The 26,809-nt window shown below is 72.6% G+C and carries 28 protein-coding genes; 27 read left to right on the top strand and 1 reads right to left on the bottom strand.

The window, feature by feature from the left end; all coding sequences use genetic code 11:
* From CNX65_RS11960 to CNX65_RS11855, 22 genes are all read left to right on the top strand, one after another.
* Positions 1–399: a flagellar basal body rod protein FlgC gene (locus tag CNX65_RS11960; RefSeq protein WP_096492852.1), complete on the top strand. Its 399-nt coding sequence runs from the start codon at positions 1–3 to the stop codon at positions 397–399.
* Entirely contained in the window at positions 396–713 is a 318-nt protein-coding gene (locus tag CNX65_RS11955) for a flagellar hook-basal body complex protein FliE (RefSeq protein WP_096492851.1), read from the top strand. The genes CNX65_RS11960 and CNX65_RS11955 overlap by 4 nt, the downstream gene beginning before the upstream one ends.
* The gene (gene fliF, locus CNX65_RS11950; RefSeq protein ID WP_096492850.1) at positions 710–2,389 is read left to right on the top strand and encodes a flagellar basal-body MS-ring/collar protein FliF; all 1,680 of its coding nucleotides are present in this window, start codon (positions 710–712) and stop codon (positions 2,387–2,389) included. Before CNX65_RS11955 ends, fliF begins: the two co-directional genes overlap by 4 nt.
* A 1-nt stretch (position 2,390) precedes the next feature.
* The gene (gene fliG, locus CNX65_RS11945) at positions 2,391–3,407 is read left to right on the top strand and encodes a flagellar motor switch protein FliG (RefSeq protein ID WP_096492849.1); all 1,017 of its coding nucleotides are present in this window, start codon (positions 2,391–2,393) and stop codon (positions 3,405–3,407) included.
* Positions 3,388–4,068: a FliH/SctL family protein gene (locus tag CNX65_RS11940; protein ID WP_157767600.1), complete on the top strand. Its 681-nt coding sequence runs from the start codon at positions 3,388–3,390 to the stop codon at positions 4,066–4,068. Before fliG ends, CNX65_RS11940 begins: the two co-directional genes overlap by 20 nt.
* Positions 4,065–5,384: a FliI/YscN family ATPase gene (locus CNX65_RS11935; protein WP_096492847.1), complete on the top strand. Its 1,320-nt coding sequence runs from the start codon at positions 4,065–4,067 to the stop codon at positions 5,382–5,384. Before CNX65_RS11940 ends, CNX65_RS11935 begins: the two co-directional genes overlap by 4 nt.
* Positions 5,381–5,806 carry a cell envelope biogenesis protein TolA gene (locus CNX65_RS11930; protein ID WP_157767599.1) on the top strand — a complete coding sequence of 142 codons (426 nt, stop codon included), beginning with the start codon at positions 5,381–5,383 and terminating at the stop codon, positions 5,804–5,806. The genes CNX65_RS11935 and CNX65_RS11930 overlap by 4 nt, the downstream gene beginning before the upstream one ends.
* Positions 5,803–6,783, top strand: a complete 981-nt coding sequence (locus tag CNX65_RS11925; protein WP_096492845.1) for a transglycosylase SLT domain-containing protein — start codon at positions 5,803–5,805, stop codon at positions 6,781–6,783. Before CNX65_RS11930 ends, CNX65_RS11925 begins: the two co-directional genes overlap by 4 nt.
* Complete coding sequence (locus tag CNX65_RS11920; RefSeq protein WP_096492844.1) at positions 6,784–8,802, top strand: flagellar hook-length control protein FliK; 2,019 nt, start codon at positions 6,784–6,786, stop codon at positions 8,800–8,802.
* A gap of 28 nt (positions 8,803–8,830) precedes the next feature.
* Complete coding sequence (locus tag CNX65_RS11915) at positions 8,831–9,250, top strand: flagellar hook assembly protein FlgD (protein WP_096492843.1); 420 nt, start codon at positions 8,831–8,833, stop codon at positions 9,248–9,250.
* Positions 9,251–9,310: 60 nt separating this feature from the next.
* Positions 9,311–10,141 carry a flagellar hook-basal body protein gene (locus CNX65_RS11910; RefSeq protein ID WP_096492842.1) on the top strand — a complete coding sequence of 277 codons (831 nt, stop codon included), beginning with the start codon at positions 9,311–9,313 and terminating at the stop codon, positions 10,139–10,141.
* 138 nt (positions 10,142–10,279) lie between these two features.
* The gene (locus tag CNX65_RS11905; protein ID WP_232519794.1) at positions 10,280–10,579 is read left to right on the top strand and encodes a flagellar FlbD family protein; all 300 of its coding nucleotides are present in this window, start codon (positions 10,280–10,282) and stop codon (positions 10,577–10,579) included.
* Complete coding sequence (locus tag CNX65_RS11900; RefSeq protein WP_096492840.1) at positions 10,580–11,353, top strand: motility protein A; 774 nt, start codon at positions 10,580–10,582, stop codon at positions 11,351–11,353.
* The gene (locus CNX65_RS11895; RefSeq protein WP_096492839.1) at positions 11,353–12,246 is read left to right on the top strand and encodes a flagellar motor protein MotB; all 894 of its coding nucleotides are present in this window, start codon (positions 11,353–11,355) and stop codon (positions 12,244–12,246) included. Before CNX65_RS11900 ends, CNX65_RS11895 begins: the two co-directional genes overlap by 1 nt.
* Positions 12,247–12,271: 25 nt before the next feature.
* On the top strand, positions 12,272–12,721 hold the full coding sequence (locus CNX65_RS11890) for a flagellar basal body-associated FliL family protein (protein ID WP_015801164.1): 450 nt from the start codon (positions 12,272–12,274) through the stop codon (positions 12,719–12,721).
* 271 nt (positions 12,722–12,992) lie between these two features.
* The gene (locus CNX65_RS11885; RefSeq protein WP_232519793.1) at positions 12,993–13,895 is read left to right on the top strand and encodes a flagellar motor switch protein FliM; all 903 of its coding nucleotides are present in this window, start codon (positions 12,993–12,995) and stop codon (positions 13,893–13,895) included.
* Positions 13,892–14,644, top strand: coding sequence for a flagellar motor switch protein FliN (gene fliN, locus CNX65_RS11880; protein ID WP_096492837.1), 753 nt, complete (start codon positions 13,892–13,894; stop codon positions 14,642–14,644). The genes CNX65_RS11885 and fliN overlap by 4 nt, the downstream gene beginning before the upstream one ends.
* Positions 14,644–15,567 carry a FliO/MopB family protein gene (locus tag CNX65_RS11875; RefSeq protein ID WP_096492836.1) on the top strand — a complete coding sequence of 308 codons (924 nt, stop codon included), beginning with the start codon at positions 14,644–14,646 and terminating at the stop codon, positions 15,565–15,567. The genes fliN and CNX65_RS11875 overlap by 1 nt, the downstream gene beginning before the upstream one ends.
* Positions 15,564–16,445 carry a flagellar type III secretion system pore protein FliP gene (gene fliP / locus CNX65_RS11870; protein ID WP_096492835.1) on the top strand — a complete coding sequence of 294 codons (882 nt, stop codon included), beginning with the start codon at positions 15,564–15,566 and terminating at the stop codon, positions 16,443–16,445. The genes CNX65_RS11875 and fliP overlap by 4 nt, the downstream gene beginning before the upstream one ends.
* 11 nt (positions 16,446–16,456) lie before the next feature.
* Complete coding sequence (gene fliQ / locus CNX65_RS11865; protein ID WP_096492834.1) at positions 16,457–16,729, top strand: flagellar biosynthesis protein FliQ; 273 nt, start codon at positions 16,457–16,459, stop codon at positions 16,727–16,729.
* A gap of 7 nt (positions 16,730–16,736) precedes the next feature.
* Complete coding sequence (locus tag CNX65_RS11860) at positions 16,737–17,507, top strand: flagellar biosynthetic protein FliR (RefSeq protein ID WP_096492833.1); 771 nt, start codon at positions 16,737–16,739, stop codon at positions 17,505–17,507.
* 7 nt (positions 17,508–17,514) lie between these two features.
* Complete coding sequence (locus CNX65_RS11855; protein ID WP_096492832.1) at positions 17,515–18,606, top strand: EscU/YscU/HrcU family type III secretion system export apparatus switch protein; 1,092 nt, start codon at positions 17,515–17,517, stop codon at positions 18,604–18,606.
* Positions 18,607–19,458: 852 nt separating this feature from the next.
* Here the strand turns inward: CNX65_RS11855 and CNX65_RS11845 are convergent.
* The gene (locus CNX65_RS11845; protein WP_096492831.1) at positions 19,459–19,947 is read right to left on the bottom strand and encodes a hypothetical protein; all 489 of its coding nucleotides are present in this window, start codon (positions 19,945–19,947) and stop codon (positions 19,459–19,461) included.
* 224 nt (positions 19,948–20,171) lie between these two features.
* Here CNX65_RS11845 and CNX65_RS11840 point away from each other — a divergent pair, with 224 nt between their 5' ends.
* From CNX65_RS11840 to CNX65_RS11810, 5 genes are all read left to right on the top strand, one after another.
* Complete coding sequence (locus tag CNX65_RS11840) at positions 20,172–20,387, top strand: hypothetical protein (RefSeq protein ID WP_157767598.1); 216 nt, start codon at positions 20,172–20,174, stop codon at positions 20,385–20,387.
* A gap of 804 nt (positions 20,388–21,191) precedes the next feature.
* A complete protein-coding gene (locus tag CNX65_RS11825; protein ID WP_096492828.1) occupies positions 21,192–23,480 on the top strand; it encodes a chemotaxis protein CheW in 2,289 nt (762 codons plus the stop codon).
* A 2-nt stretch (positions 23,481–23,482) separates the two neighbouring features.
* Positions 23,483–23,917 carry a chemotaxis protein CheW gene (locus CNX65_RS11820; RefSeq protein WP_015801153.1) on the top strand — a complete coding sequence of 145 codons (435 nt, stop codon included), beginning with the start codon at positions 23,483–23,485 and terminating at the stop codon, positions 23,915–23,917.
* Between the two features lie 176 nt (positions 23,918–24,093).
* A complete protein-coding gene (locus CNX65_RS11815) occupies positions 24,094–25,731 on the top strand; it encodes a methyl-accepting chemotaxis protein (RefSeq protein WP_096492827.1) in 1,638 nt (545 codons plus the stop codon).
* Between the two features lie 118 nt (positions 25,732–25,849).
* The gene (locus tag CNX65_RS11810; RefSeq protein ID WP_096492826.1) at positions 25,850–26,710 is read left to right on the top strand and encodes a hypothetical protein; all 861 of its coding nucleotides are present in this window, start codon (positions 25,850–25,852) and stop codon (positions 26,708–26,710) included.
* The last annotated feature ends 99 nt before the right edge of the window (positions 26,711–26,809 follow it).

The raw sequence follows: 26,809 nt of genomic DNA, 5'->3' as shown, positions 1-26,809 counted from the left end.
ATGGCCCTCTTCGACAGCATCGGCATCGCCGAGACCGGGGTCTCGGTGCACCGCAAGTGGCTGGACGCGGTCGCGGACAACATCGCGAACGTCAACAACGCCACCTCCACCGCCGGTCCCGCGTTCCAGGCCCGCTACGTCGTGGCCCGCTCGCGGGGCGAGGACGGCGGCGTGGTCGTGGGCGAGGTGCTCTCCGGCGACGCCGAGGGCAAGATCGTCTACGAGCCCACGAACCCGCTGGCCGACGCCAACGGCAACGTCCGCTACCCGGACATCGACCTGGGCGAGCAGATGGGCCACCTGATCATGGCCCAGCGCGGCTACCAGGCGAACCTCGCGGTGGTCGACCGGGCCAAGACGGCCTACGAGGCGGCGCTGCAGCTGGGTCGTGGCGCGTGACCGCCCCGATCGCCGCGATCGGCGGCTCCCCCACTCCCCCCGCGGTCGTCGCGCCCATCTCGGCGACCGGCGCGGACCCGGCGACGGCTGCCGGCTCCGCGAGCGGGTCGCTGTTCTCCGGGGTGCTCGACGGCATCCAGCAGGCCCAGGCCAAGTCGGACTCGCTGGCCGTGCAGGCCGCGACCGGGACGCTCAACGACGTCCACGACTACCTGGCGGCCAGCACTGAGGCCGGCCTGCGGGTGCAGATGACCGTCGCGATCCGCAACAAGGCCGTCGAGGCCTTCAACGAGATCATGAGGTTGCAGGCATGAACCTGGACCGGATCAAGGCGAGCGCCCAGGGCGTGCTCTCCGGTTTCAAGGCGTTCACGGCGGGCCAGAAGGTCGTGGCGGGGGCGACGGTGCTGGCCGTGGTCGGCGCCATCGCGTTCTACTTCCTCTGGGCCTCCAAGCCGACGTACGCCCCCCTCTACACGAGCCTGGCCTCGAAGGACGCCAGCGCGATCGTCGACCAGCTCACGGCCGCCGGGGTGACCTACGAGCTGACCGACGGCGGTCAGACGATCATGGTGCCGCAGGACCAGGTGTACCCGATGCGGTTGAAGATGAGCGCGGCGAACCTGCCGTCGCAGTCGGACACCGGCTACGCGCTGCTGGACCAGCAGGGCGTCACCACCTCGGAGTTCATGCAGCAGGTCGGCTACCAGCGCGCCATGGAGGGCGAGCTGTCGAGCACGATCAAGGCGATCGACGGGGTGACCTCGGCGAGCGTGCACCTGGCGATCCCGCAGAAGGACGTGTTCGCCGACAGCGACTCGAAGCCGACGGCGGCCGTGCTGGTGGGGACCGGCGCGGGCAAGTCGCTCTCGCAGGCCCAGGTGCAGACCATCACGCACCTGGTGTCCTCCAGCGTCGAGGGCATGAGCGCGGACGGCGTCACCGTGGCGGGCACCGACGGCAAGGTGCTGTCCACCGGCGGCGCGGACGGCGCGTCGGCCTCGGCGAACGGGGACCGGGACGACCAGACCAAGGCGTTCGAGCAGCGGCTGAGCACCTCGCTGCAGCAGATGCTCTCGCAGGTCGTCGGCCAGGACCACGCGGTGGTGCAGGTGACCGCGGACCTGGACTACGACCAGACCGAGACCAAGAGCCAGACCTACACCAGCGGTGACGGCACCGCGCCGCTGTCCGAGTCGTCCACGACGGAGAGCTACACCGGCGACGGCGGGCAGAACGCGGCGGGCGGGGTGCTCGGCTCCACGAACGGCACCCTGAACGGGCTGGAGGGCAACACCACGAACGGCACCGGCGGCTCGGGGAACGGCACGTACAACCAGGAGAAGTCGACGAAGAACAACGCGGTGAACTCGGTCATCGAGACCCGCCAGTCGGCTCCCGGCAAGGTGCGCAAGCTGGGCGTGGCGGTGCTGCTGGACCAGAAGACGGCGGGCGCCGTGGACATGGCCGAGGTGGAGAAGATCGCCTCCTCGGCCGTGGCGCTGGACACCGCGCGCGGGGACACGCTGGCGGTCAGCTCCATGCCGTTCGACACCAGCGCCGCGCAGCAGGGCGAGGCCGCTGCCGCCGCCCAGCAGGCGCAGGCGCAGCAGGACGAGCTGATGAACACGATCAAGACCGGGGTCGCGGGCCTGGGCGTGCTGGCGCTGCTGGTCATGACCATGATCGCCACCCGGCGCAGGCGCAAGCGCGCCGTCGCGGCGGCCGAGGCCGAGCTGGCCAAGCTCGACGAGCTCAAGGCCCAGCTGGAGCGCACCAGGACCAGCGAGATCGAGGCGGCCATCGCCGAGAAGCAGGCGCTGGTCGCGGGCAACGACCGCCCGCAGCTGAGCGGCCCCAAGCGCCCCGAGGTCGACCCGCTGGTGGTCGCCGAGCAGGAGAAGCGGATGGACGAGATCCAGTCGCTCGTCGACGAACAGCCCGAGGAGGTCGCGCGACTGCTGCGCGGCTGGCTCGCCGTGAAGGGATGACATGGCGCCGCACGACAACATGACCGGCCTGCGCAAGGCGGCCGTGCTGCTGCTCCGCCTCGGCAAGGCCAACTCCACGAAGGTCTTGTCGCTGCTCCAGGAGAACGAGGTCGAGCAGCTCTCCAGCGAGATCGTCCGGCTCGACTCGGTCAGCCACGAGGCCACCCAGTCGGTCACCGACGAGTTCTACGAGATGGCCACCGCGCGCAAGTACGTCGCGCACGGCGGCATGGACTACGCGCGGGACCTGCTGGTCAGCACGCTGGGCTACGACCGCGCGGACGAGATCGTGCACCGGATCGGCGCGCTGCTGCTGGACGTGCCGTTCAGCTTCCTGCAGCGGGCCGACCCCCGGCAGGTGCTCTCGTTCCTGCAGGACGAGCACCCGCAGACCATCGCGCTGGTGCTGGCGCACGTGCCCTCCGGGCAGGCGTCGCAGGTGCTGGCGGGTCTGGCGCCGGAGAAGCAGGCCGAGGTCGCGCACCGGATCGCCACGATGGAGCAGACCTCCCCCGAGGTGATCCGCAAGGTCGAGTCGCTGCTCCAGCGCCGGTTCTCGTCGCTGCTCCAGCCGTCGGACCTGTCCACGGTGGGTGGCGTCGAGCCGCTGGTGAACATCATCAACCGCTCGGACCGGGCGACGGAGCGCTCCATCCTGGAGGGCCTGACCAAGCGGTCCCCGGAGCTGGCGGAGTTCATCCGCAGCCAGATGTTCATGTTCGAGGACATCGTCGGGATCGACGACCGGTCGATGCAGCTGGTGCTGCGGCAGATCGAGCCGAACGACCTGGCCACGGCGCTCAAGGGCGTCAGCAACGAGGTCAACCAGAAGATCGTGCGCAACCTGTCCGAGCGCGCGGCCGAGAACCTGTCCGACGAGATCGAGGTCCTCGGCTCGGTGCGCCTGCGCACCGTGGAAGAGGCCCAGGCCAAGATCATCCGGGTCATCCGCCAGTTGGAGGAGTCCGGCCAGATCGTGCTGCGACGGAGCAACGAGGATGACGAGTACGTCGACTGAGGGCCCGACCCAGGTGTCGGTGCTGCGGCAGGGGGACGCGGTGGCGTCCGGGGTGACGGCGTTCGAGCTGAACGTGGTCACGGCGGCCAAGAGCCCGGCGGAGGCGCTGACGGCGCTGCGGTCGGAGGCCAGGGCCGAGGGGTACGCCATCGGCTGGGCCCAGGGGATGCGGGAGGCCCGCGCGGCCACCGCGGAGGCCAGGGCGCACGCCGAGGAGCAGCTGCGGCGGCTCCTGGCGCACCAGGAGGCCGAGGTGCGGCGGGCGATCGGCGCGGTGAGCCTGGCGGCCGAGTCGCTGCGCTCGCGGGACGTGGTGCAGGCCACCGAGATGACCGGCGCGCTGGTGTCGGCGGCGGTGGACCTGGCCGAGGCGCTCGTCGGCCGCGAGATCGGCGGCGAGCAGGGGGGCCGGGACGCGCTGACCAGGGCGTTGGCGCTGGCGCCACCACACGTTCCGGTGAGGGTTCGGCTGCACCCTCATGACCACGCCCTCCTGGCCGACGAGAACGGCACCGAGTTCACCGAGCACGGACGCACGGTGGTTCTGGTGGCCGATCCGGGGTTGACCCCCGGAGCGGCCATCGCAGAAACCGACGAGACGACGGTGGACGCCCGTCTGGAGACGGCGCTCCGCCGGGTGCGCGAGGAGCTGGGACTGTGACCGGACTGCTGGACGAGCGTTTCGCACCTGCCCTGGCCGCGGCGAAGCCGCAGGTCATCGGCCGGGTGACCGGTGTGGTGGGGTTGTCGGTGATGGTGGCGGGCATCAGCGCCCGCATCGGCGACCTGGTGCGGATCGGGTCCGGCGGTCAGGAAGTGCTGGCCGAGGTGGTGGCGCTGGGCGCGGGCAGGGTCACCTGCCTGCCGCTGGGCGCGCTGGGCGGCATCGGCCTCGGCGCCGAGGTCGTGAGCACGAACCGGCCGCTGCAGATCGCCGTGGGCGAGCAGCTGCGCGGCCGGGTGCTGGACGGGCTGGGGCGGCCGATGGACGGCGGGCCGCCGCTGGTCGGGCTGGAGTCGGTGACGGTCGACATGACCCCGCCGTCGGCCCTGCAGCGCCAGCTGATCGACAAGCCGCTGCAGCTGGGCGTGCGCGCGCTGGACACGATGGTGCCGTGCGGGCAGGGCCAGCGCATCGGGATCTTCGCGGGCTCGGGCGTCGGCAAGTCGAGCCTGCTGTCGATGATCACGCGCGGCACCGAGGCGGAGATCACCGTGGTCGCCCTGATCGGCGAGCGCGGTCGCGAGGTGCGCGAGTTCATCGAGAACGACCTGGGCTCCGAGGGCCTGGCCCGCTCGGTCGTGGTCGTGGCGACCTCCGACCAGCCGCCGATGGTGCGGCTGCGCGCGGGGTTCGTGGCCACCCGCATCGCCGAGTGGTACCGGGACCGGGGCGCGAACGCGCTGCTGATGATGGACAGCCTCACCCGCATCGCGATGGCGCAGCGCGAGGTGGGCCTGTCCGCGGGCGAGCCGCCAGCGACGCGGGGCTTCCCGCCGTCGGTGTTCGCGCTGATGCCGACCCTGCTGGAGCGGGCCGGACCGGCCGAGCGCGGCAGCATCACCGGCCTGTACACGGTGCTGGTGGAGGGCGACGACCACAACGAGCCGATCGCCGACACCGCCCGGTCCATCCTGGACGGCCACGTGGTGCTGGACCGCAGGCTCGCCACCTCGGGGCACTTCCCCAGCATCGACGTGCTGGAGTCGGTGTCGCGGGTGACCGGCGCGGTGACCACGCCCGAGCAGCGCGCCGACGCGGCGCAGCTGCGCAGGCTGCTGGCGGCCCGCCGGGACGTGCGGGAGCTGGTGGAGATCGGCGCCTACGTCGGCGGCACGAACCTGGACGCGGACCGCGCCATGGCGCTGGAGTCGCGCATCAACGGCCTGCTCACCCAGGACATCCACGCGCGCACCAGCGCGGAGTCGTCCTGGGAGGAGCTGCGGGAACTGCTGCACGGGGGTATGCGGGGATGAGCGTGGGATCGAGGTTGGCGGCCGTGCTGCGCGCCAGGCGCGCGCAGGAGGACATGGCGCGCGGCGACGTGGCCAGGGCGAACGCGGCGGTCGCGCAGGCGAGCGCCGGGGTGGCGCGCCGCGAGGAGCAGCTGGACGGCTGGAGCGGCCCCGAGGGCGGTGACCCGACCGCGTACCTCGCGTCGGTCGCCGCGGGCCGGGCCATGGCGCAGGCGCTGGGCGCCGCCGAGCAGGCGCGGCGCGAGGCCGAGGACGCCGCGACGGGCAGGCAGGACGTGCTGCGCGAGGCGGCGACGCGGCGGCGGACGGTGGAGAAGTTGACGGAGCGCGCGGCCGACCAGGCCCGCAAGGACGAGCTGGCGGCGGCCCAGCGGGTCGTGGACGACCTGTGGGGCGGGCGCACCGGGGGTGGCCAGGAGTGAGCGCGGGCATCGCGGGCATCGGCGTGCGGATGCAGGAGATCAACCGGATGATCGTCGGGTTGGTCCCCAGGGCGGCCGAGCCCGCCGCAACCTCGGGGACGGAGTTCGCGTCGGCGCTGACCAGCGCCCTGTCCGGGACCTCGGCGACCTCCGGGGCGTCGGCGTCGGGCGGGGTGTCCGGCAGCCAGGTCGTGGAGAACGCCAAGCAGTACCTGGGCGTGCCGTACGTGTGGGGCGGCACCGACCCGTCGAAGGGCCTGGACTGCTCGGGCCTGGTGCAGCTGGTCTACAAGAACCTGGGCATCACCCTGCCCCGCGTGGCCGAGGACCAGGCTCAGCAGGGCACCGCCGTGCCGAGCCTGGACCAGGCCAAGCCCGGTGACCTGATCACGTTCGGCGACCCGGCCTACCACATCGGCATCTACACCGGCGACGGCAAGATGATCCACGCCCCCGAGCCCGGCGCGCAGGTGCGCGAGCAGAAGATCTGGGAGACGCCGACCTCGATCCGCCGGATCGTGCCGGAGGCGAGCGCGGCGGTGTCGGCGAGCGGGTCGGTGGCCCGGCCCGCGGCGCTGTCCGGCGGGGCCGCGACCTACGAGAGCGCGTTCGCGGCGGCGACGGCCAAGTACGGCCTGCCGCAGGGCCTGCTGTCGGCGGTGGCGTCGGTGGAGTCCAACTACAACCCGACCGCGGTGAGCAGCGCGGGCGCGCAGGGCCTGATGCAGATCATGCCCGCGACCGCCGCCGGGCTGGGCGTGAACGCGCTCGACCCGATGCAGGCCATCGACGGCGCGGCCCGGCTGCTGTCGGGCAACCTCAAGACCTTCAACGGCTCGCTGCCGCTGGCCATCGCCGCGTACAACGCGGGCTCGGGCGCGGTGCAGAAGTACGGCGGCATCCCGCCGTACGCGGAGACCCAGAACTACGTCCCCAAGGTCCAGGCCGCGATGGCCAGGCTGAACGGCGGTGCCTGAGTGAACGTGACCGTGCAGGGCGCGGCGTCCGCCTCCCCGGCGGCGTCCGCGTCGGAGGCCCGGCCGAAGGGCAGGGCGGGGCAGGGGTTCGACGGCGTGCTCGCGCAGGCCGTCGGCGCGTCGACCGGGCGCGCGGCGCGGGACGAGGACGACCAGCAGCCCGCCGGGAAGGCGGGCGCGGACCGGGCCGCGGACACCAGGGCGGACACCAGGGCGGACAGCAGGGCGGGCGCCAGGCAGTCGGCGGGGGCCAAGGCCGCCGCAGGCGCGCGGGTGGCCGACCGGGCCGAGGACGCGGACGAGGCGAGGGCCGGTGCCCGCGCCGAGGCCGCGGCGCTGGCCGCGCTGCTCGGCGCGCTGGGCGTGCAGCCGCAGGCGGCGGCCCAGGCGTCGGCGGCGGCGTCGGCCGAGGTCGGCGCGGACGCGGGCGCGGGGTCGGACCAGGCCGCGCAGGTCGGGGTCGGGTTCGGGCTGTCGGCGGCGCGGGCGATCGGCCAGGTGGCCGCGCAGGCGCAGGCCGCCGCGCAGCTCGCGGCGCAGGCCGGGGCCGGGCTGTCCGCGGGCGGTGTCCAGGTGTCGGCGCAGGTGTCGGCGCAGGCCGACCTCGCGGCGTCGGCGCGGGCCGCGGGCCAGGCCGAGCTGACCGCCCAGGTCGCCGGTCAGGCGGGCGCGGGCGCCGCGCAGGTGGTGTCGGCGGTCGCGGCCCAGGCCGCTCAGGTTTCCGCGCGGGCGGCGGCGCAGCTGTCGTCCGGCGCGGGCGCGCAGGTCTCCGCCGAGCTGTCCGCGCAGGTCGCGGTCGGCCCTGCGGGGCAGGCCGGGTCCGGTGCGGAGTCCCCCGCCGCACCGTCCCCGGACGCGCCGACCGTTCCCGGCCAGCAGGCCGCGCCCGCCCCGTCCTCCCCCTCGGCGGGGCTGGTCGAGGCGGTGGCGCTGCTCACGGCGCAGGGCGAGGTCGACGCGGCGGTGGACGCCAGGGTCGCCGCGCGGCTCGCCGCGCAGGCCGCCGCCACCGGCCGGGTCCCGGCCGGGCAGGACCCCGGTGCGGCGGTCCTCCCGCCCGCCGCGCCGGGGCAGCCCTCCGGCGTCCCCGCCCAGGCGGGCGCGCAGGTCACCGCCCAGGTGGCCGCGCAGCTCGCGGCGGTGGCCGAGCCGACCGGTGTCGCCCCTTCGGGTGTCACCCGGGTAGACGACGAGACCGGCGCTCAGGTGAGCGGTGAGCCGAAGCTGTTCGGCGGGCCGCGCGTCCACGGCAAGCCGGTGGCCGAGCACGTCGCCGAGGCGGCGCTGAAGGCCGACCTCGCGGTGACCGCCCGGGTCGACGCGGGCGCGCAGGCCGCGCCCGCGACCGCAGCCGCGGCGGTCACCTCGCAGGTGACGGCCCAGGTGACGGCGGTCCAGGCCGCCGCGCAGCCCACCCCCCAGGGCCTCGCCCGCACGGGCGCGGCGGTGGAGGAGCGGGCGTCCGCCGAGGTGGGGCTGGACGGCGTCGCCGCCGCAGGCCACGCCTCGCTGGCCGCGCAGGCCCCGACCGCGCCCACCCCCCAGGTGGCCGCACCGGCGCCCGCGCAGGCCCCGGCCGCGCCGCAGCCGGTCCCGCAGCTGCCGCCCAGCTCCCAGCTGGCGGCGGCGCTCGCCCCGCTGCGCGGGCGCAACGGCGTGCACGAGCTGACCGTGCACCTGCACCCGCTGGACCTGGGTCCGATCGCGGTGACCGCGCAGGTCAACGGCGACCAGATCCAGCTGACCCTGAGCGGGGCCACCGAGACCGGGCGGGACGCGCTGCGCGCGGCGCTGCCCGACCTGCGCCGGGAGATGGAGCGCGCCGGGTTCGGCGCGACCTCCTTCACCGGCGGCCAGGACGGCGGCGGCCAGCAGCGCGGGTCGTGGCAGTCCCCGGCCGAGCGCGGCTTCGGCCCGCGCCCGGCGATGGGCGCGGTCACCGCGTTCGGCAGCACCACCCAGACCACCGCGACCGGGGCGACCACGCGCGCCACCGGATCGCTGGACCTGCGCGCCTGATCCGCGCGCCCGCCCCCACGGAGAGACCATGACCAGCCCCATCGGCGGCGCCGGGTCGACGCAGGCCACCACCCCCAACCAGACGAGCGCGGGCTCCGCGCTGGGCTCGCTCGGCGGGGACGCGTTCCTCAAGCTCCTCGTCGCCCAGCTCAAGTACCAGGACCCGAGCAACCCCACGGACTCCACCGCGTTCATGGCGCAGACCGCGCAGCTGACCTCGGTGGACAAGCTCAACTCGATCGCGCAGCAGCAGACGCAGCTGGTCGCCTCGCAGCTGAGCGCACAGGCGGCGGGGCTGGTGGGCCGAGAGGTCACCTACACCACCGCGAGCGGTGACCGGGCGAGCGGCATCGTCTCCTCGACGACCTTCGGCTCCGCGCCCACGCTGCGCGTCGGCGCCGTCGACGTGCCGCTCTCCTCCATCACCGGAACGAGCGCGCAGGCCTAGCGCCTGCCTGCCGATCAGACCAGTAGCACCCTCACTCCACTCCACAGGGAGAACAAGCACATGCTCCGTTCGCTGTTCAGCGGCATCAGCGGTCTCCGCGCCCACCAGCAGATGATGGACGTGACCGGCAACAACATCTCGAACGTCAACACGACGGGCTTCAAGTCCTCGCAGACGGTGTTCGAGGACACGCTCAGCCAGACCCTGCGCGCCGCCCAGGCCGCGGGCGCCAACACCGCCGCGACGAACCCGGCCCAGGTGGGTCTGGGCGTGCGGACCGCGGGCATCAACACGAACTTCAACCAGGGCACCACGCAGAGCACCGGCCGCAACACGGACATGCTCATCCAGGGCGACGGGTTCTTCGTCGTCAACTCCTCGGGCCAGCAGCTGTACACCCGCGCGGGCGCCCTGTCGTTCGACGCGGCGGGCCAGCTCACCACCCCGGCGGGCGGCATCCTGCAGGGCTGGATGGCCAACGGCGCGGGCGTGGTCGACAAGAACCAGCCGGTGGCGGGCCTGACCGTCGACAAGGGCACCTACACCAGCTTCAGCGTCTCCGGCGACGGCACGATCGTGGGCGTGCTGGCCAACGGCACGCCGCGCACGGTCGGCCAGATCGCCATGGCGAACTTCGCCAACCCCGGCGGCCTGGACAAGGCGGGCGGCTCGTTCTACCGGGCCACCGTCAACTCCGGCCCGGTCCAGATCGGCGGCGCGGGCGACAACGGCACCGGCACCGTCGTGTCCGGCGCGCTGGAGATGTCCAACGTGGACCTCTCGCAGGAGTTCACCAACCTGATCATCGCCCAGCGCGGTTTCCAGGCGAACTCGAAGGTGATCACCTCGTCGGACGAGATCCTGCAGGACCTGATGAACCTCAAGCGCTAACGGGTGACGGGCGGCCGGGCCTTCTCCACCCTGGCCGCCCTTCGTTCCCCCTCAGGAGTGAAGGCGCACTGCCGTTTGTAACGCCACGGACCCACGGACGGGCCCGATGCCCGACATCCAAGGACGGAAGCCGTGATCGTGCTCAACAGATTGAACGGTCAGCCCTTCGCGCTGAACCCGGACCTGATCGAACGCGCGGAGTCCAACCCGGACACCGTGGTCACGCTCCTCAGCGGCGCCAAGTACGTGGTGGCGCAGACCATCGAGGAGATCTCCGACCTGGTGCGCAGGCACCGCGCCGGGGTGCTGAGCCTGGCGCAGGACCCCGCTCCCGCCGAGCACCCCCCGGTTCCCCGACGCAGGATGCGCGTCGCCCCCGACCCGGTCGAGCCGACCGAGCCGTCGGTGCTGCGACTGCCCACGGACAGGGAGCTGTAGATGGACCCCGCAAGCATCGCGGGCACCGTCCTCGTCTTCGTCGCGATCTTCGTCTCGACGGCGCTCGAAGGCGGCAACCCGCTCTCGATGTTCCTGCTCCCGCCCATCCTGCTGGTCGTGTTCGGCACGATCGGCGCGGTGATGGCCAGTGGTGTCATGCGCGACAGCATGAGCCTGCCCGCGCTGCTCAAGCGCGCGTTCCTGGCGCCGAAGATGGACGGCTCCGTGGTGGTCGAGTCGATCGTCTCGCTGGCCGACCGGGCCCGCCGCGAGGGCCTGCTGGCCCTGGAGGAGGAGGCCAAGAAGGTGGAGGACCCGTTCCTGCGCCGCGGCCTCGTGCTGGCGATCGACGGCATGGACTCCAAGGAGATCCGGGAGATCCTCGAAGGCGAGATCGAGACCAAGCAGCGCTACGACAAGGTCGGCGTGAAGATGTTCACCGACATGGGCGCCCTCGCGCCCACGATCGGCATCATCGGCACCGTGCTCGGCCTGATCCACGTGCTGGAGAACCTGAGCGACCCGGCCAAGCTCGGCCACCTGATCGCGGGCGCGTTCGTGGCGACCCTGTGGGGCGTCATGACGGCCAACGCGATGTGGCTGCCCATCGGCAGCCGCCTCAAGCGCATCAGCGACCTGGAGTGCGAGCAGATGCAGGTGGTCGTGGAGGGCGTGCTGGCCATCCAGGCGGGCTCCAACCCGCGCCTGGTCGGGCAGAAGCTGCGCGCCATGGTCGCCACCGGTCCGCCCGAGGCAGAGAAGAAGGCCGCCTGATGTCCGGCGGCGGAGGTGGCAAGGGCAAGAAGCACCAAGAGGAGGAGCACGTCAACCACGAGCGGTGGATGGTCACCTACGCGGACATGATCACGCTGCTCATGGTGCTCTTCATCGTCATGTTCGCCATGTCCTCGGTGGACTCGCAGAAGTTCCAGGAGCTGAAGAAGAGCCTGGCGGGCGCGTTCAGCGGCTCGGACCACATCACGGTGTTCGGCGCGGGCGGCGCGGGCAGCGCCAACGGCGGCATCAACCCCGACCCGGTGGACCTCAAGAGCGAGGCGAGCGGGTCGGGGAGCACGCAGGACCTGAGCTCGAAGGCCGCGCAGGAGGCGGTCCAGCAGGCCGACCGCGAGAAGGCCGCCAAGAACCTGAAGGCCGCCGAGGCGGAGGTCCAGCACCTCAAGGAGCTGGGCGAGCAGATGGCGAAGCAGTTGCAGGACCAGGGCCTGGGCGGGACCGCCCAGTTCCGGGTGGACGACCGGGGCCTGGTGGTCACGGTGGTCACCACGTCGGTGGTCTTCGCGGGCGACCGCGCCGAGCTGCTGCCCGACGGGCAGCGGATCGTCGACGCGCTGGCGCCGGTGCTGAAGTCCGTCGGCAACCGGGTCGAGGTGGACGGGCACACCAACCAGCTGCCCGTGGCCACGGTGAACTACCCGAGCAGCTGGGAGCTGTCCACGGCGCGCGCGTCCAGCGTGGTGCGCTACCTGATCGAGCGGGACGGCCTGGCCGCGTCGCGGCTGACCGCGGTCGGCTACGCCGACACCAGGCCGCTGTACGACCCCGCGGACCCCAGGTCGGTGACCGGCAACCGCCGGGTTGAGGTCGTGGTGCTGTCCGACCAGCCCACCGAGGTCCGCACACTGCTGCCCGCCGCAGCGGCCGAGTGACGAGAGAGCCAGAGGAGGACGAGAGATGGCCAAGGACGACAAGAAGGCTGAGAAGGACAAGCCCGAGGAGGGCGAGGGCAAGGGCGGTGGCAAGAAGAAGCTGCTGATCATCGTCGCCGTCGCGGTGCTCGCCCTCGGCGGCGCCGGGAGCTGGTTCTTCCTGTTCCGCGACAGCACCCCGGCCCCGCCGGAGCCGGGCACGGTGGTCGCGCTGGACTCGATCACGATGAACCTGGCGGACGGGCACTACCTGAAGCTGAAGCTCTCGCTCCAGCAGACCAAGGACGCGGCCGAGGACGTGGACGGCAGCAAGGCCCTGGACCTGGTGGTCAGCGAGTTCAGCAACCGGTCGATCGCGGAGCTGTCCAGCAACGAGGCCCGCGAGAGCCTGAAGGCCGCGCTGCAGGAGAAGGTCGTGTCCGCGTACGAGGACCTGGTGATGGGCATCTACTTCACGGAGTTCGTGACCCAGTGACCCCGATCCGGTGACCGGGGCCGGCGGCCCAGCCCCGGTCCCGCGATCCGCGAAAGCAGCCGCGAACCGCCGCTGACCTGGTCGAACGGCCCGCTGGAAGATCGCTTGAGCACCGCCGACGACGAGCGTCGACGCCCCCGCCCCGCAGCGGGCGGGGGCAGTCCCCCGTTGGAGTGCTCAGCTCCCCCCGGCGACGGCCGTACTAGGCGGCGTGACCCAGTCGCCGCTCCTGACCAGCTCCTCCGGTGGTGCCTCGCGCTCCCCCGGGCTCGTGGCGAACCCCGGGGACCCCGAGGTTTTCGACTTCACGCGGCCCGTCAAGCTGCCGCGCGAGCTCCTGCGCGTGCTCCAGCTCTGCTACGAGACCTTCGCCCACCGCCTGGGCACCCTGCTGACCTCCACCCTGCGGGTGGTGTGCCACGCCGAGCTGATCTCCATCGAGCAGCTCTCCTACGCCGAGCACATGGCCGAGCTCGCCAACCCCACGCTGCTCGCGCCCGTCGTGCTGGAGCCGCTGCCCGGCACGGCGCTGCTGGAGATGACGCTGTCCACGGCGATGACCTCCATGGACCACATGCTCGGCGGCAAGGGGGGCCCTCAGCCCGCCCGCCCGCTGAGCGACATCGAGACGCCGTTGCTGCGCGACCTGCTGGACCAGGCGCTGGAGCAGCTGCGCGTGGGCATGGAGAGCGTCGCGGACGTGCGCCCCGAGCTGGAGGGGCTGGAGTACAACCCGCAGCTCGTGCAGACCAGCACCCCCACCGACGCCGTGGTCGTCGGCTACTTCGAGCTCAACGTCGGCGAGGAGCAGGGCCAGGTCAGCCTGTGCATCCCGCTCCAGACCATCCTCCCCTCGCTGCGCAGCTACCGCGACAAGGTCGCCGTGAGCGCGAGCGAGCGGGCCACCAGGGAAGCGGCGCGCAACGCCATCACGGCGGGCCTGCAGAACGTGCCGGTGGCCGTGTCCGTCAAGTTCCAGTCGGTGCGGCTGGAGCCCGCCGACCTGGTCGACCTGCAGCCGGGTGACGTGATCCCGCTGACCCACCGCCTGGACGAGCCGCTGGACATCGTCGCCGCCGGGCGCACCTTCGCGAACGCCGTCGCCACCAAGCGCGGCACCCGCCTGGCCTGCCTCGTGGTGGCAGGCGCCGACTCCGAGGAGAACAAGCGATGACGAGCGTGCAGACCGAATCGGTGCTGGCGACCGCGCGGGCCGTCGCGGAGGCGGCGCTCACCGTGCTGCCCACCGCGACCGCGCTGTCGGTCGGCGTGCCCACCACCGACCCGGTGGCCGTGGCGCTGGACGGCGTGGCCGTCACCGCCCGCCTGGAGGGGCCCGCCGAGGGCCTGCTGGCGGTGGTGGTGAACGGCGAGCTGGTCGAGGCCATGCGCACCAGCCCGCTGGGCGAGCTGGACCTGAGCCAGGCCGTGGCGCCCGCGCTGGTCGCGGCGGCGGGCGTGCTGGGCGCGGTGCCCGGTCCCGCGCAGGAGGTGGCGGCGGACGCCGTCGGCGGGGTGCTGCTGGAGGTCGGCGACGCGGTGTTCGTGCCGCTGCTGGCCGACGGCGAGCTGCACGCGGTGGTCGCGCTGGCCGTGCCCGCCGAGGACGTGGCCGAGGTCGTCGAGGAGGTGCCCGCGGCGGTCGCGATCGCGGCGCCCCGCGAGGGCGGGTTGGAGCTGCTGCACGGCGTGGAGATGGAGGTGACCGCCGAGCTGGGCCGGACCCGGCTGACCGTGCGGGAGCTGCTGTCGCTGAGCAACGGCGCGGTCATCGAGCTGGACCGCGCGGCGGGCAGCCCGGCGGACCTGCTGGTCAACGGCAGGCTCATCGCGCGCGGCGAGGTCGTGGTGATCGACGAGAACTTCGGCATCCGGGTCACCGAGATCATCAAGCCCGGCGACACCGGCCAGGAGGTCAGGTAGTGGAGACCGCTCTGCGCGTCGTCATCGCACTGGTCGTGGTCTTCGGCCTCATGTGGGGCCTGGGCAAGCTCGTGAGGAACAAGCCGGTCGGCGGCAAGCTGGGCGGGCGCGGGCTCCAGGTGCTCGACCGGGCCCAGCTGAGCCGGAGCTCGATGGTCGCGGTCGTGCGGGTGCACGACAAGGCGCTGGTGATCGGCGTCGCGGACGGCGGGGTGAACCTGCTGATGTCGACCGACGCGCAGGAGTACGCCGAGGCGGGCGAGCGGGTCGAGCGGGTCGCGCTGGACGTCGAGCGGCTGCGGGAGACCGCGGCGGACGCCGACGCGAAGCGCGGGCTGGGCTCGGTGCCGGTCGGCGAGGCGTTCGGGCGGCTGCTGGGCAGGCGCCGGGGCGGGGCGGGGGTGGGCACGCAGTCGCTGGTCGGGGCGGCTGGCGCGCAGGTCCCCGCGCTGCCCTCGGGGTCGACCGGATCGGGTGCGGCGCTGCGGGACGTGGTCGCTGGTTCGGGTGAGGTTTCCGCCGAGGCGGCTGCGGACGGCGCGGCTGCCGAGGTGCTCGCGGCGGAGGTCGTCGCGACCGGGGTGTCCGGGGTGGCTGGGACGGCAGAGGAGTCCGGAACGCCCGCCGCGGACAAGGGCGCCGCGTTCGCCGAGGCGTTCGAGCAGGCCGGTGGTCCCAGCGCCGAGGAGCTGGCCGCCGAGAAGCCCGCCGCCGGGGGCGCGTCCGTGCCGAAGGCGCGCTCCGCGCAGAAGCGGTCCGCCAAGTCCGGCGCCAAGTCGGGCGCCGCGCAGGAGCAGACCGGGTCCACTCCCGCCGGGTCCACGCCCGCCGGGTCCGATTCCGCGCTGGCCGGGTCGGCGCTGTCGCCGCAGACCTGGAAGCAGGCCTTCGAGGCGCTGCGCGAGCGATCGGTCCGCCCGTGAGGCGGCTGGCGGCGCTGCTCGCCGCGGGGTTCGCGGCCCTCGTGCTGCTGCTCATCGCCTCCCCCACCGCGCTCGCCGCCTCGGCCGAGCCCGTCGCGCGGCCCGCCGCGCTGGCGTCCTCCCCGGTCGCCGGGCTGCTCGCGGCCCAGCCGACCGAGCCCACCGCGCCGGTCGAGCCCACCGCCCCCACCGAGGGCGGGGCCACCACCGCCGACAGCGGCAACAGCGTCAACATCACCGTGGGCGGCGGCAAGCCGAGCGACTCGCTGACCGTGCTCATCGCGCTGACCGTGCTGTCGGTCGCGCCCGCGCTGCTGCTGCTGTGCACGAGCTTCACCAAGGTGTTCGTGGTGCTCAGCATCACCCGCAACGCGCTGGGCCTGACCACGGTCCCGCCGAACCAGGTGCTCGCGGGCCTGGCGCTGTTCCTGAGCCTGTTCATCATGGGCCCGGTCGCGTCCGAGGTGAACGACCAGGGCATCCAGCCCTACCTGAAGGGCGAGAAGAGCACCGAGCAGGCGTTCGAGGACGGCTCGAAGCCGCTGCGCGAGTTCATGGTGAAGCAGACGCGCCCCGAGGAGATCGCGCTGTTCACCAAGGTCTCGGGCCAGGAGAAGCCCGCGAACGCGGAGTCGGTGCCGCTGACCACGCTGATCCCGGCGTTCGTGCTCTCGGAGCTGCGCGCCGCCATGATCATCGGGTTCGTGCTCTACATCCCGTTCCTGGTCATCGACATGGTGGTCTCCGCCGCCTTGATGTCACTCGGAATGATGATGCTGCCACCCGTCACGGTGGCGCTCCCGTTCAAGTTGTTGCTGTTCGTGCTGGCCAACGGCTGGGGCCTGGTCATCACCGCGCTCGTCGCCACGTACAACTAGGGGACCCCCTGATGAATGACACCACCGTCGTCGAACTCGGCTCCAACGCCATGATGATCACGGCGAAGCTCGCCGCGCCGGTCCTGCTGACCGCACTGCTGATCGGGTTCACGATCTCGCTGTTCCAGTCGGTCACCCAGATCCAGGAGGTGACCCTGTCGTTCGTGCCGAAGGCGGCCGGGGTGTGCGTGGCGCTGCTGCTGAGCGGCAGCTGGATGGTCCACGAGATCATCACGTTCACCACCGACCTGTTCGGCCGCATCCCGGCACTGGTCTCGGGCTGAGCGCGGCGTGAACCTCGACATCGGCGTCAACGTCCTGGTCGCGCTGCTGCTGGCCGCGACCCGCTCCGCCGCCTGGCTGATGGTGTGCCCGCCGTTCAACGGCAAGGCCATCCCGATGACGGTCAAGGGGATGCTCGCCGTGGGGCTGGCGCTCCCGGTGGTGCCCAGGCTGTCCGCGGGCAGCGTGCCCTCGCTGGACACCTGGTCGCTGGTCATCGCGGCGGGCGAGCAGGTCGTGGTGGGCGCGGGGCTCGGGTTCCTCACCGCGGTGATCTTCGCCGGGGTGCAGGCCGCGGGCGACCTGCTGGACGTGTTCGGCGGCTTCTCGCTCGCGTTCGCGTTCGACCCGATGTCGTTCTCCGGCAACAACGCGGTGCTGGGCCGCTTCTACGGCCTGCTGGCCACGACGCTGCTGTTCGTCACCGGCTCGCACCAGGTGATCATCCGGGGGTTCACCCTGTCGTACGACGCGATCCCCCTGGACGGCGGGCTGTCGCTGGGCAGGCTGGGGACGCTGCTGACCACCGGGCTCGGGCAGCTGCTGCTGTCGGCGGCGCAGATCGCCGGGCCGCTGATCGTGGTGCTGTTCTGCGCGGACGTGGGCCTGGGCCTGCTCAACCGCATCGCGCCCGCGCTGAACCCGTTCCAGATCGGGTTCCCGGCCAAGATCGGCCTGACGCTGGTGCTGATCGGGCTGACGATGCCCATGCTGCCCATGAGCGTGGAGAACATCGCGAAGCACGCGGCGTCCGCCGTGATGGAGGCGATCGGGAGGTGAGCGGGGCGTGAGCGGGAAGAACAAGGACGCGACCGAGGAACCCACAGCCAAGAAGGTCAGGGACGCCAAGCGCGAGGGCCGGATGGCCCGCACCCCCGACCTGGGGACGTGGCTGGGCATCCTGGGGGCCACCTGGACGCTGCCGATGACGTTGACCGGCCTGCTGGACATCGGGCAGGGGCTGCTGAAGAAGGCCGCGGGGTTCATGGCGGCGCCGGAGCCCGCGCTGGCGGTGGCGATCGTGAAGGACGGCGTCCTCGACGGGGCGCTGGCGGTGCTGCCGCTGTCGCTGACGATCATCGTCGCGACCCTGGTGGCGGCCGGGCTGCAGGGCACGCTGCGGATGTCGACCAAGCAGTTCAAGCCGAAGTTCACCCAGCTCAACCCGCTCAAGGGCATCAAGAACATGTTCGGCCCGCACTCGCTGTGGGAGGCGCTGAAGACGCTCATCAAGACCTCGCTGCTGGCGGCGCTGCTGTACGTGTCGGTCAGCGGGCTGGTGCCGTCGGTGGTGGCGTCGGGGTCGCTGTCGCTGGCGGCGCTGACGGACGTCGCCACGGGCACGGCCATGTCGCTGCTGCGGCTGGCGGCGATCGGCGGGCTGGTGATGGCGGTCGTGGACTACGCGGTGGCGAAGCGGCGCATCCACAAGGAGCTCAAGATGACCAAGCAGGAGGTCAAGGACGAGCACAAGCAGTCCGAGGGCGACCCGCAGCTCAAGGGGGCCATCCGGTCGAAGCAGATGCAGATGAGCCGGAACCGGATGATGGCCGAGGTGCCGAACGCGGACGTGGTGCTGGTGAACCCGACGCACATCGCGGTGGCGCTGCGCTACGACCCGGCGCGGGGCGCGCCGCGGGTGGTGGCGAAGGGCGCGGGCGCGATCGCGGCGAAGATCAGGGAACTGGCGACCGAGCACCGCGTGCCGATCGTGCAGGACGTGCCGCTGGCGCGGGCGCTGCACAAGGCGTGCGAGGTGGGCCACGAGATCCCGTTCGAGATGTTCGGCCCGGTGGCGCAGGTGCTGGCGTTCCTGCACCGGCTCAAGCGCAAGGGCAGCGCGGCGGGCACGCACCGGATGCAGGCGCACGCGGCTTGAGGGGGGCGGGGCGCAGGCGCCGGGCCGGTGGGCTCCTCTCGGCCCCCGGCCTCGATCCCGATCCCCGGCCCTCGGCCCCGATCCCGATCCCCGGCCCTCGGCCCTCGGCCCTCGCCACCTCGCCCGGAAGCCAAGTCGCGCGACGAGCCCCACCGGGAGCAACTCCACCTCGCCCCGGCCCGCTACTCGCTGCCCGTTCCCTACTGCCCGCTCCCTACTGCCCGCCACCCGCCACCCGCCACTCACTCTCCGCTGCCCACTGCCCGCCACTCGCTCTCCGCTGCCCGTCACCCGCTGCTCGCTGCTCGCCGAGCGCCACCTGCCAGCCGCCAGCCGCCAGCCGCCAGCCGCCAGCCGCCAGGATGCTCCGCCGACAGCAGCCCGCCGAGCCCACCACCGCCGGGCGTCAACGCCGCCCGACCTGCGCCCCGCCGCTCGCCGGGCGCGCGCTCGGACTCGCGGGCCGCCCAGCCCCACCACCCGTTTCCGCAGCTCAGAACCCCGGCGACACGCGCCCGCCTCCCGCTGCCACCACCGCGAGCCCTCGGTCGCCGGTCGCCGCGAGCCCTCGCCCCGGTCCCCTCGCAACAGGCCCAGGCGCACCCCGTTGCCCAGGACCCCGGCCGCAGCTCATCAGCGCAGGTCCAGCCCCCCGCCGGCGCAGGCCCCAGTCACCAGCCCGAGCCACAGCCTCACCCGCTGGCCCCGCGCCCTCACCGGCCCCGCGCCCTCAGCCCCCTCGCCAGCCCTACGCCTCAGCCACACCCGCCGCCCCCGCGCCCTCAGCCCTCTCGCCAGCCCCGCGCCTCAGCCCCACCCGCCAACCCCGCACCCTCAGCCTCACCCGCCCCCTCAGTCCCCCTCGCCGACCGCTCCGCTCCCCCTGAGCGCCCCGAGGAACGCCAGCAGCCGGGGGCGCTGCTCCTCCGCCAGGGCGCCGCAACGGCCGCCGGTCGCGGTGGTCGCGCGGGGGTCCTCGCCGGTCGCGGCGCCGCTCGGGGCGCAGAGCGCGGCCCTCCGCGCGGACGCGTCGGCCTCCACGGCCTCGGCCAGGGCGCGCAGCTCCGGGTCCACCGCCCCGCGCACCTGCCCGGCGACGGCGACCGCCGAGGCGGCCAGGTCCGACACGCCGTCCGCGGCCAGGGCGCAGGTGGCCGGGTCCAGGCGCTCGCAGGACAGCAGCACGCCGTCGACCCGCGCCCTGACCTGCTCTGCGACGCTCACCACCGTTGTGACGGGCGTCGCTCCGGTGGCCGTGGTGTTGCGCGCCCCGACGACCAGCAGCGCGCACACCCCCAGCACGGCCAGCACCTCGGCGACCTGACGGACGCGGTGGAACATAGGGGAACACTCCTCCGTGCACAGCTTTGACCTGCACGAATGACCCACTCCCCCGAGTGGTCGGTCATCCGTGCCCATGTCCCGCTGTGTACGTCACCCGATCGGACTATCTGAGCCCCGAAAGAGCGCTAAAAATTTCTTCGGGAAAACCTCTCAGGAGTTCTCACCCCGTGCCGACGACAGGCCTGCGGAACACACCGCGCGGTTCGAGCAAGGAGACGGACATGGCGACTTGGATGCTCATCGTGACGACCGGGGTCCTGCTGGTCGGTCTGGTCGCGTGGCGGATGCGCGTCGCGAACGGCACCCTCGACCGGATCCTCGCCGAGGAGAACGAGCGCGCGGCGTTCGAGGGCTGGGCCTTCGTCCGCGCGGCCGTTCCGACGCAGGTCAGCACCCCCGCGGCGGTCCCGAGCCACGCCCTGCGCCGCTCGGCCTGACGCACGTCGCCAGCCCGAGCGGACCCCCGGTCCGCTGGTCAACGGCGCGGTAGTGGCAGAGGCAGCCCCGAGGGGCGGGCCCACCACGAGCCGCGCCATTCGGCTGAGAACGGCCGGGCGCCAACCGGGGCGGGACTCCGCCCGCACCTCGCAACCGAAAAGCAACCGAGCACAACCGAAGAACAACCCGGACCCCGAACGGCCACCGGCGACAACCAAAAAACAACCGGACAACCGAAAAGCGATCCGCACAACCGAAAAGCAACCCGGCACAACCGAGAAGCAACTCAGCAACCGAAGGACAACCGGGACACCGCGTCCGAGCCGAACCCGCTCCGCGACCCCGCCCCAAACCTCAGCCCCAGACCTCAGCCCCACCCCCGGCCCCAGCCGTGGCCCCACCCGCGCGATGACGAGGCAGCCCCCGCGAGGCGAGCGCCCGCCGCGACACCCCCGCCGCGACACCCGCAGGCTCCCCGGCCCGCCCCCGCCCGCGCACCGCCCGCGCCCCCGGCGCCAGCCGCCCCCGGCTCGACCACCCCCGCCCGATCACCCGGCTTTCACCCGATCGAGCGCGCCACTCCCTTCACAACCCCCACCCCCGTGCCGTTCCCCCGTGCGGAGCCCACGCGGCGCGCTGTCAGCGCGCCCACCCCCAGCGCGCCCACCAAGCGCCTGACCAGGGCCTCCGCCCCCGAGCGGCCGACCACGACGTCCGGTTCGCCCGGAAAAACGAGCACGAGCAGTTCTCATCTCGTCGTCCACCCGGCCGATGGGAGTCCACAGCGGAACTAGGAGGACCCGGTGGACGATTTCGACGATGTGGTGCAGGAATTTCTCGTGGAGAGCTACGAGAACCTGGACCAGCTCGACCGCGATCTGGTGGCGCTGGAGAAGGAGCCCAAGTCGCACGAGCGGCTGGCCAGCATCTTCCGCACCATCCACACGATCAAGGGCACGAGCGGTTTCCTCGCCTTCACCAAGCTGGAGCAGGTGACCCACGTCGGTGAGTCGCTGCTGGTCCGCCTGCGCGACGGCACGCAGGAGCTCGACAAGCCCAGCGCCGACGTGCTGCTGCGCATGGTGGACACGGTCCGCGAGCTGCTGGCCCAGATCGAGCAGAACGGCGCCGAGGGCGACCTCGACGTGCAGGACGTGATCGACGCGGTCACCGCGTGCATCACCGGCGGCCCGGCCGCCGCTCCGGCTGCGCCCGCCGCGGCGCCCGAGGTCGCGGCCGTGGTCGAGGCGCCCGCGACCCCCGAGGCGTCCGACGAGGAGCCCGAGGACAAGGGCGAGGACGCGGAGCACGACGAGCACGACGAGCCCGAGCACCACGAGGAGCCCAGCGCTCCCGCCGCGGTCAACGCGCCCGCGCCGCTGGTCGAGGCCGCCGACGAGGGCGGCTCGAAGCGCAGCGTCGCCGACAGCTCGATCCGCGTCGACGTGAACCTGCTGGACGCCCTGATGCGCCTGGTCGGCGAGCTGGTGCTGACCCGCAACCAGATGATCCGCGCGGCCGACGCCGCCGGTGAGCCGAACCTGAGCCGCGCGGCCCAGCGGCTCAACCTGATCACGAGCGAGCTGCAGGAGAGCGTCATGAAGACGCGGATGCAGCCCATCAAGCAGCTGTGGTCGAAGCTGCCCCGCGTCGTGCGCGACCTCAGCTCGGCCTGTGGCCGCGAGGTCGAGCTGGTCATGGAGGGCGCCGAGACCGAGCTGGACCGCAGCCTCCTGGAGGCGGTCAAGGACCCGCTGACGCACCTCGTGCGCAACGCGGTCGACCACGGCATCGAGCCGCCGGAGACCCGCGTGGCCAACGGCAAGTCCCGCGAGGGCACGCTGACGCTGCGCGCGTACCACGAGCACGGCCAGGTCATCGTCGAGGTGTGCGACGACGGCGCGGGCATCCACCCGGACAAGGTGGGCGCGACCGCCGTCAAGCGCGGCGTCATCACCCAGTCGCAGCTGGAGTCGATGGACAACGACGAGATCCTCAAGCTCGTCTTCCGCCCCGGCTTCTCGACCGCCGCGAAGGTCAGCAACGTGTCCGGCCGCGGCGTCGGCATGGACGTGGTGCGCGCCAACATCGAGGCCATCGGCGGCGCCGTCGACCTCAAGTCGGTGCCCGGCAAGGGCACGACCTGGCGGCTCAACATCCCGCTGACGCTGGCGATCGTGCAGGCGCTCATCGTCGACTCCGGCGAGCAGCGCTACGCGATCCCGCAGATGGCGGTGCACGAGCTGGTGTACGTGGACGGCCAGTCCGGCTCGGTGGTCGAGTACGTCTCGGGCGCCCCGGTCTACCGCCTGCGCGGCAAGCTGCTGCCGCTGGTGCGCCTGTCCGAGGTGCTCGGCGGGCCCGGCACGGACAAGGCGTCGGACAGCGAGATCTACGTGGCCGTGCTCAAGGCCGAGGGCCGCCAGTTCGGCTTGGTCGTGGACCGGGTGCTGAACACCGAGGAGGTCGTGGTCAAGCCGCTGGCCTCGCGGTTCAAGGACGTGGGCTGCTACTCGGGCGCGACGATCCTCGGCGAGGGCCAGGTGTCGCTGATCCTGGACGTGCAGTCGCTGGCGCGCCGGGCGCACCTGAGCTCGCTGGAGCGCACGGTGGGCGCGGGCCAGGACGAGCAGGTCACGGCGTCCTCGAACGGCGACCGCCTGCTCATCACGAAGGTCGCGGACCGCAGGATCGCGATCCCGCTGAGCATGGTCACCCGCCTGGAGGACTTCCCGGCGAAGAACGTCGAGCGCGTGGGCACCAGGGAGGTCGTGCAGTACCGCGACCAGATCCTGCCCATCACCCGGCTCTCGCAGCTGCTGGGCGCCTGGTCGGAGACGGACCGCGAGGTCATCTCGGCGATCGTGTACTCCGAGGGCGGCCACAGCGTGGCGCTCGCGGTGGACAGCATCCTCGACATCGTCGAGAGCGACGACGTCACCCGCAGCAACCTGGACGACGACGGCCTCGCGGGCTCGGCGGTCGTGCAGCAGCAGGTCACCGAGCTGCTGGACGTGCGCAGGGCGATCCTGGCGGCCGACCCGCAGTTCTTCAACGCCGACTACGCCGGTTTCGACATGGCGGGAGCCTGATCATGACCATCATCCAGTACGCCACCTTCGAGGTCGCCGACCAGCTCTTCGGCCTTGAGGTCTCGCGGGTGCAGGAGGTGCTCTCGTACAGCGAGTACACCCCGGTCCCGCTGGCCCCGACCTACGTGGGCGGGCTGTTCAACCTGCGCGGCCAGGTGGTCGCGGCGCTGGACCTGCGGGTGCGGCTGGGCCTGGAGCCCACGGTGCTGGACGGGCCCGCGATGAACATCATCGTGCGCTCGGCCGACGAGTCGGTCAGCCTGCTGGTGGACCGGATCGGCGACGTGGTCGAGGTCGAGTCCGCCGACGAGGAGCCGCCGCCGGACACCCTGACGGGTCCGATCCGCTCGCTCATCACCGGCACGTTCCCGCTGGCCAACCGGCTGATGCTGGCGCTGGACGCCTCGGGCGCCGTGCAGGCGGCGAACGCGGCCTGATCTGTCCCTCGCTCAACCGAGTGAGACCTGCTTCACGCGGAACGGCGCACAGGGGAACCCTCAGGTTCCGGCCCTGTGCGCCGTTCTCATTGTCACGGGTGAAGCAGACCGCCCCCCGCAACTGACTCGCCCGTACGCAGCACGGGATCGCGCCCCAAGGAAGGGACCACCGCACCATGGCCACCTCCACGACCTACGAGCCCGGCCGTGAGCCGTCGAAGCGCTCAGCACTGTCCCGGCTGCTGGCCGACCGCAGCGTCAACTCCAAGATCCTGACCGCCGTCGGCCTGTCCGCGGTCGTCGCGGTGGTCGTGGGCGTGCAGGGCCTGCTGTCGCTGAACAGCTCGGCCGCGAACGCCAACGGCATGGCGGACAACGCCAGGGCGCTCAACTCGCTGAACATGGTCGTCGACCGCACCGAGAGCGGCTACAAGAGCATCCTCAAGTCGCTGATCACCTCGGATGCGACCGAGACCCAGACCAACCTGGACAACGCGGGCAAGGCGTTCGCCACGGCCAAGGGCTACTTCGCGGACTACAGCGCGGGCAGCGACACCTCGCCGGAGGACAAGAAGCTGTTCGCCAGCACCCTGGACCAGCTGGTCGTGAAGCTCAACGGCACCATGAAGGACGCCGCGCTGGGCAACAACGCGGAGGCCGGGTACGCGCTCTACAACAGCGACCTGCGCCCGGTCATCGCGGTGCTGGACGACACCATGGCCAAGCTGCGCGACAAGGAGGTCTCGGACGTCACCTCGGGCACCGAGGCGATCGCCAGCGAGCAGTCCAAGAGCTTCTGGACCGAGATCAGCGTGCTGGTCGTCGGCCTGGCGCTGGCCCTGGGCCTGGCGCTGTACATCGCCCGGCTGATCACCGGCTCGCTGCGCGAGGTGTCCGGCGCCCTGGAGGCGGTCGCGGACGGCGACCTGACCCAGCGGGTGGCGGTGCGCTCGAACGACGAGGTCGGCGTCATGGCCGCCTCGCTGAACCGGGCCTCGGACGCGATGCAGGACACCGTGCGGGCGATCGGCCGCAGCGCGAACTCGCTGGAGGACTCGGCGCAGGGCCTGGCCGCCGTCGCGACGCAGGTCGCCGCCGCGGCCGAGGAGACCTCGGCGCAGGCCGGTGTGGTCGCCTCCGCCTCGGACCAGGTCTCGCGCAACGTGCAGACCGTGGCCACCGGCTCGGAGGAGATGGGCGCGTCGATCCGCGAGATCGCGCAGAACGCGAACGAGGCGGCGCGCGTCGCCAGCCAGGCCGTGACCGTGGCCGAGACCACCAACAGCACCGTGTCGAAGCTGGGCCAGTCGTCGGTGGAGATCGGCAACGTGGTCAAGGTGATCACCTCGATCGCCGAGCAGACCAACCTGCTGGCCCTGAACGCCACGATCGAGGCCGCGCGCGCCGGTGACGCGGGCAAGGGCTTCGCGGTCGTCGCGAACGAGGTCAAGGACCTGGCGCAGGAGACCGCGAAGGCCACCGAGGACATCTCGCGCCGGGTGGAGCTGATCCAGGCGGACACCTCGAACGCGGTGAGCGCGATCGGCGAGATCGGCGAGATCATCAGCCAGATCAACAGCTTCCAGCTGACCATCGCCTCGGCGGTGGAGGAGCAGACCGCGACCACGGCCGAGATGAACCGCAGCGTCAGCGACGCGGCGGGCGGCGTGGGCGAGATCGCCTCGAACATCCAGGGCGTCGCGACCGCCGCCGAGTCGACCACGGCGAGCGTCACCGAGACCTCCAGGGCCTCGGAGGGCCTGGCCCGGCTGTCCGCGGAGCTGCAGGAGCAGGTGAGCCGCTTCAAGGTCTGACGAGGGGTATCGCTCCTCGACGAGATCCACGTTACCTAACTCTGTGTGACAACCCGCACGGCGACACCGTTCACCCGAACAGGTGTCGCCGTACGGGGCGTTCATGCATACTGCAACGATGTACAGCCTGATCAGCGCGCCGGTTCTCGGCTTCGACCTGTCCCGTCTCGCGGGCGGCTCCGCCACCGCCGAGGTGCTCCTGACGGCCTGCGGGCTCACCCCGGACGACCTGGTGACGCTCGCCGACCACGCTCCGTCACCGTCGGCGGAGCTGATGCTGACCCGCAGCGCCGCGCTGGACGCCGCCGCCGCGCGGCCGTCGGTGCGCGAGCTGTCCTCGCGCGAGCCGAACCAGGTGATCGCGCTGCTGGAGCGCGCGCCGATCGGCGACCTGTCCGGGCTGCTGCGCTGCCTGCGCGACGACGTGCTGGACTGGACCGCGAACTGCGGCCTCGACCAGGAGACGGTCGAGCGCGCCACCGGCGTGATCGAGGACGTGCTGACCTCGACGTACCTGCGCGACCTGCTGCCCGACGCCGACCGCAGGCGCCTCGCGGCGGGCTGGGTGTCGGCGGGCCGCGCGCTGAGCCCGGTCCCGGTGGACCTGGGCCCGCAGGCCGAGGCGGTCGTGGCGTTCACCGAGCGCATCCGCCGGACCACCCCCGGTGAGGTCACCGCGCTCGCGGCCACCGCGGACCGGGTCCGCGCGGGCGGCGGCGACTGGGCGCGGTCGATGCACTCGGCGACCTGGGCGGTGCACCTGTCCGAGCGGATCAGGGCCGCCGCCGCCGCGCAGCTCATGCTGGTGCAGGCGGTCGAGCTGGCGCGGGTCCCGGTGCAGGTCAGCGCGGGCGGGGTGTGGAACCTGCTCAGCGGCGCCGCCCAGGCCCTGGTCGTGCGCGACCTCGGCGAGAGCAGCTCGTCCCTGGACCTGCTCACCCCGTGCGTCACCGTGCTCGGCCTCGACTGGCTGCGCTGACCGGCAACCCGGCTCCCGGCAACTAGGCCCCCAGCAACCGGGCCCCTAGTAACACTGTCCCCGCGCGCGGCCCCACCGGGCGGCCGGGGGCGGCCCCGA

Source organism: Actinosynnema pretiosum (assembly GCF_002354875.1).
Lineage (GTDB): Bacteria > Actinomycetota > Actinomycetes > Mycobacteriales > Pseudonocardiaceae > Actinosynnema > Actinosynnema auranticum.
Note: the sequence above shows the minus strand (reverse complement) of the source record. Positions and strands in the feature narration are given on the sequence as shown.

What these genes read in the sequence shown, in the direction of transcription:
- CNX65_RS11820 (WP_015801153.1), top strand. Translation starts at nt 23,483, where the DNA reads ATGACCATCATCCAGTACGCCACCTTCGAGGTCGCCGACCAGCTCTTC.
- CNX65_RS11890 (WP_015801164.1), top strand. Translation starts at nt 12,272, where the DNA reads ATGGCCAAGGACGACAAGAAGGCTGAGAAGGACAAGCCCGAGGAGGGC.
- CNX65_RS11910 (WP_096492842.1), top strand. Translation starts at nt 9,311, where the DNA reads ATGCTCCGTTCGCTGTTCAGCGGCATCAGCGGTCTCCGCGCCCACCAG.
- CNX65_RS11940 (WP_157767600.1), top strand. Translation starts at nt 3,388, where the DNA reads ATGACGAGTACGTCGACTGAGGGCCCGACCCAGGTGTCGGTGCTGCGG.
- CNX65_RS11810 (WP_096492826.1), top strand. Translation starts at nt 25,850, where the DNA reads ATGTACAGCCTGATCAGCGCGCCGGTTCTCGGCTTCGACCTGTCCCGT.
- CNX65_RS11930 (WP_157767599.1), top strand. Translation starts at nt 5,381, where the DNA reads ATGAGCGTGGGATCGAGGTTGGCGGCCGTGCTGCGCGCCAGGCGCGCG.
- fliQ (WP_096492834.1), top strand. Translation starts at nt 16,457, where the DNA reads ATGAATGACACCACCGTCGTCGAACTCGGCTCCAACGCCATGATGATC.
- CNX65_RS11845 (WP_096492831.1), bottom strand. Translation starts at nt 19,947, where the DNA reads ATGTTCCACCGCGTCCGTCAGGTCGCCGAGGTGCTGGCCGTGCTGGGG.
- fliN (WP_096492837.1), top strand. Translation starts at nt 13,892, where the DNA reads ATGACGAGCGTGCAGACCGAATCGGTGCTGGCGACCGCGCGGGCCGTC.
- CNX65_RS11895 (WP_096492839.1), top strand. Translation starts at nt 11,353, where the DNA reads ATGTCCGGCGGCGGAGGTGGCAAGGGCAAGAAGCACCAAGAGGAGGAG.
- CNX65_RS11960 (WP_096492852.1), top strand. Translation starts at nt 1, where the DNA reads ATGGCCCTCTTCGACAGCATCGGCATCGCCGAGACCGGGGTCTCGGTG.
- CNX65_RS11840 (WP_157767598.1), top strand. Translation starts at nt 20,172, where the DNA reads ATGGCGACTTGGATGCTCATCGTGACGACCGGGGTCCTGCTGGTCGGT.
- CNX65_RS11815 (WP_096492827.1), top strand. Translation starts at nt 24,094, where the DNA reads ATGGCCACCTCCACGACCTACGAGCCCGGCCGTGAGCCGTCGAAGCGC.
- fliG (WP_096492849.1), top strand. Translation starts at nt 2,391, where the DNA reads ATGGCGCCGCACGACAACATGACCGGCCTGCGCAAGGCGGCCGTGCTG.
- CNX65_RS11900 (WP_096492840.1), top strand. Translation starts at nt 10,580, where the DNA reads ATGGACCCCGCAAGCATCGCGGGCACCGTCCTCGTCTTCGTCGCGATC.
- CNX65_RS11915 (WP_096492843.1), top strand. Translation starts at nt 8,831, where the DNA reads ATGACCAGCCCCATCGGCGGCGCCGGGTCGACGCAGGCCACCACCCCC.
- fliF (WP_096492850.1), top strand. Translation starts at nt 710, where the DNA reads ATGAACCTGGACCGGATCAAGGCGAGCGCCCAGGGCGTGCTCTCCGGT.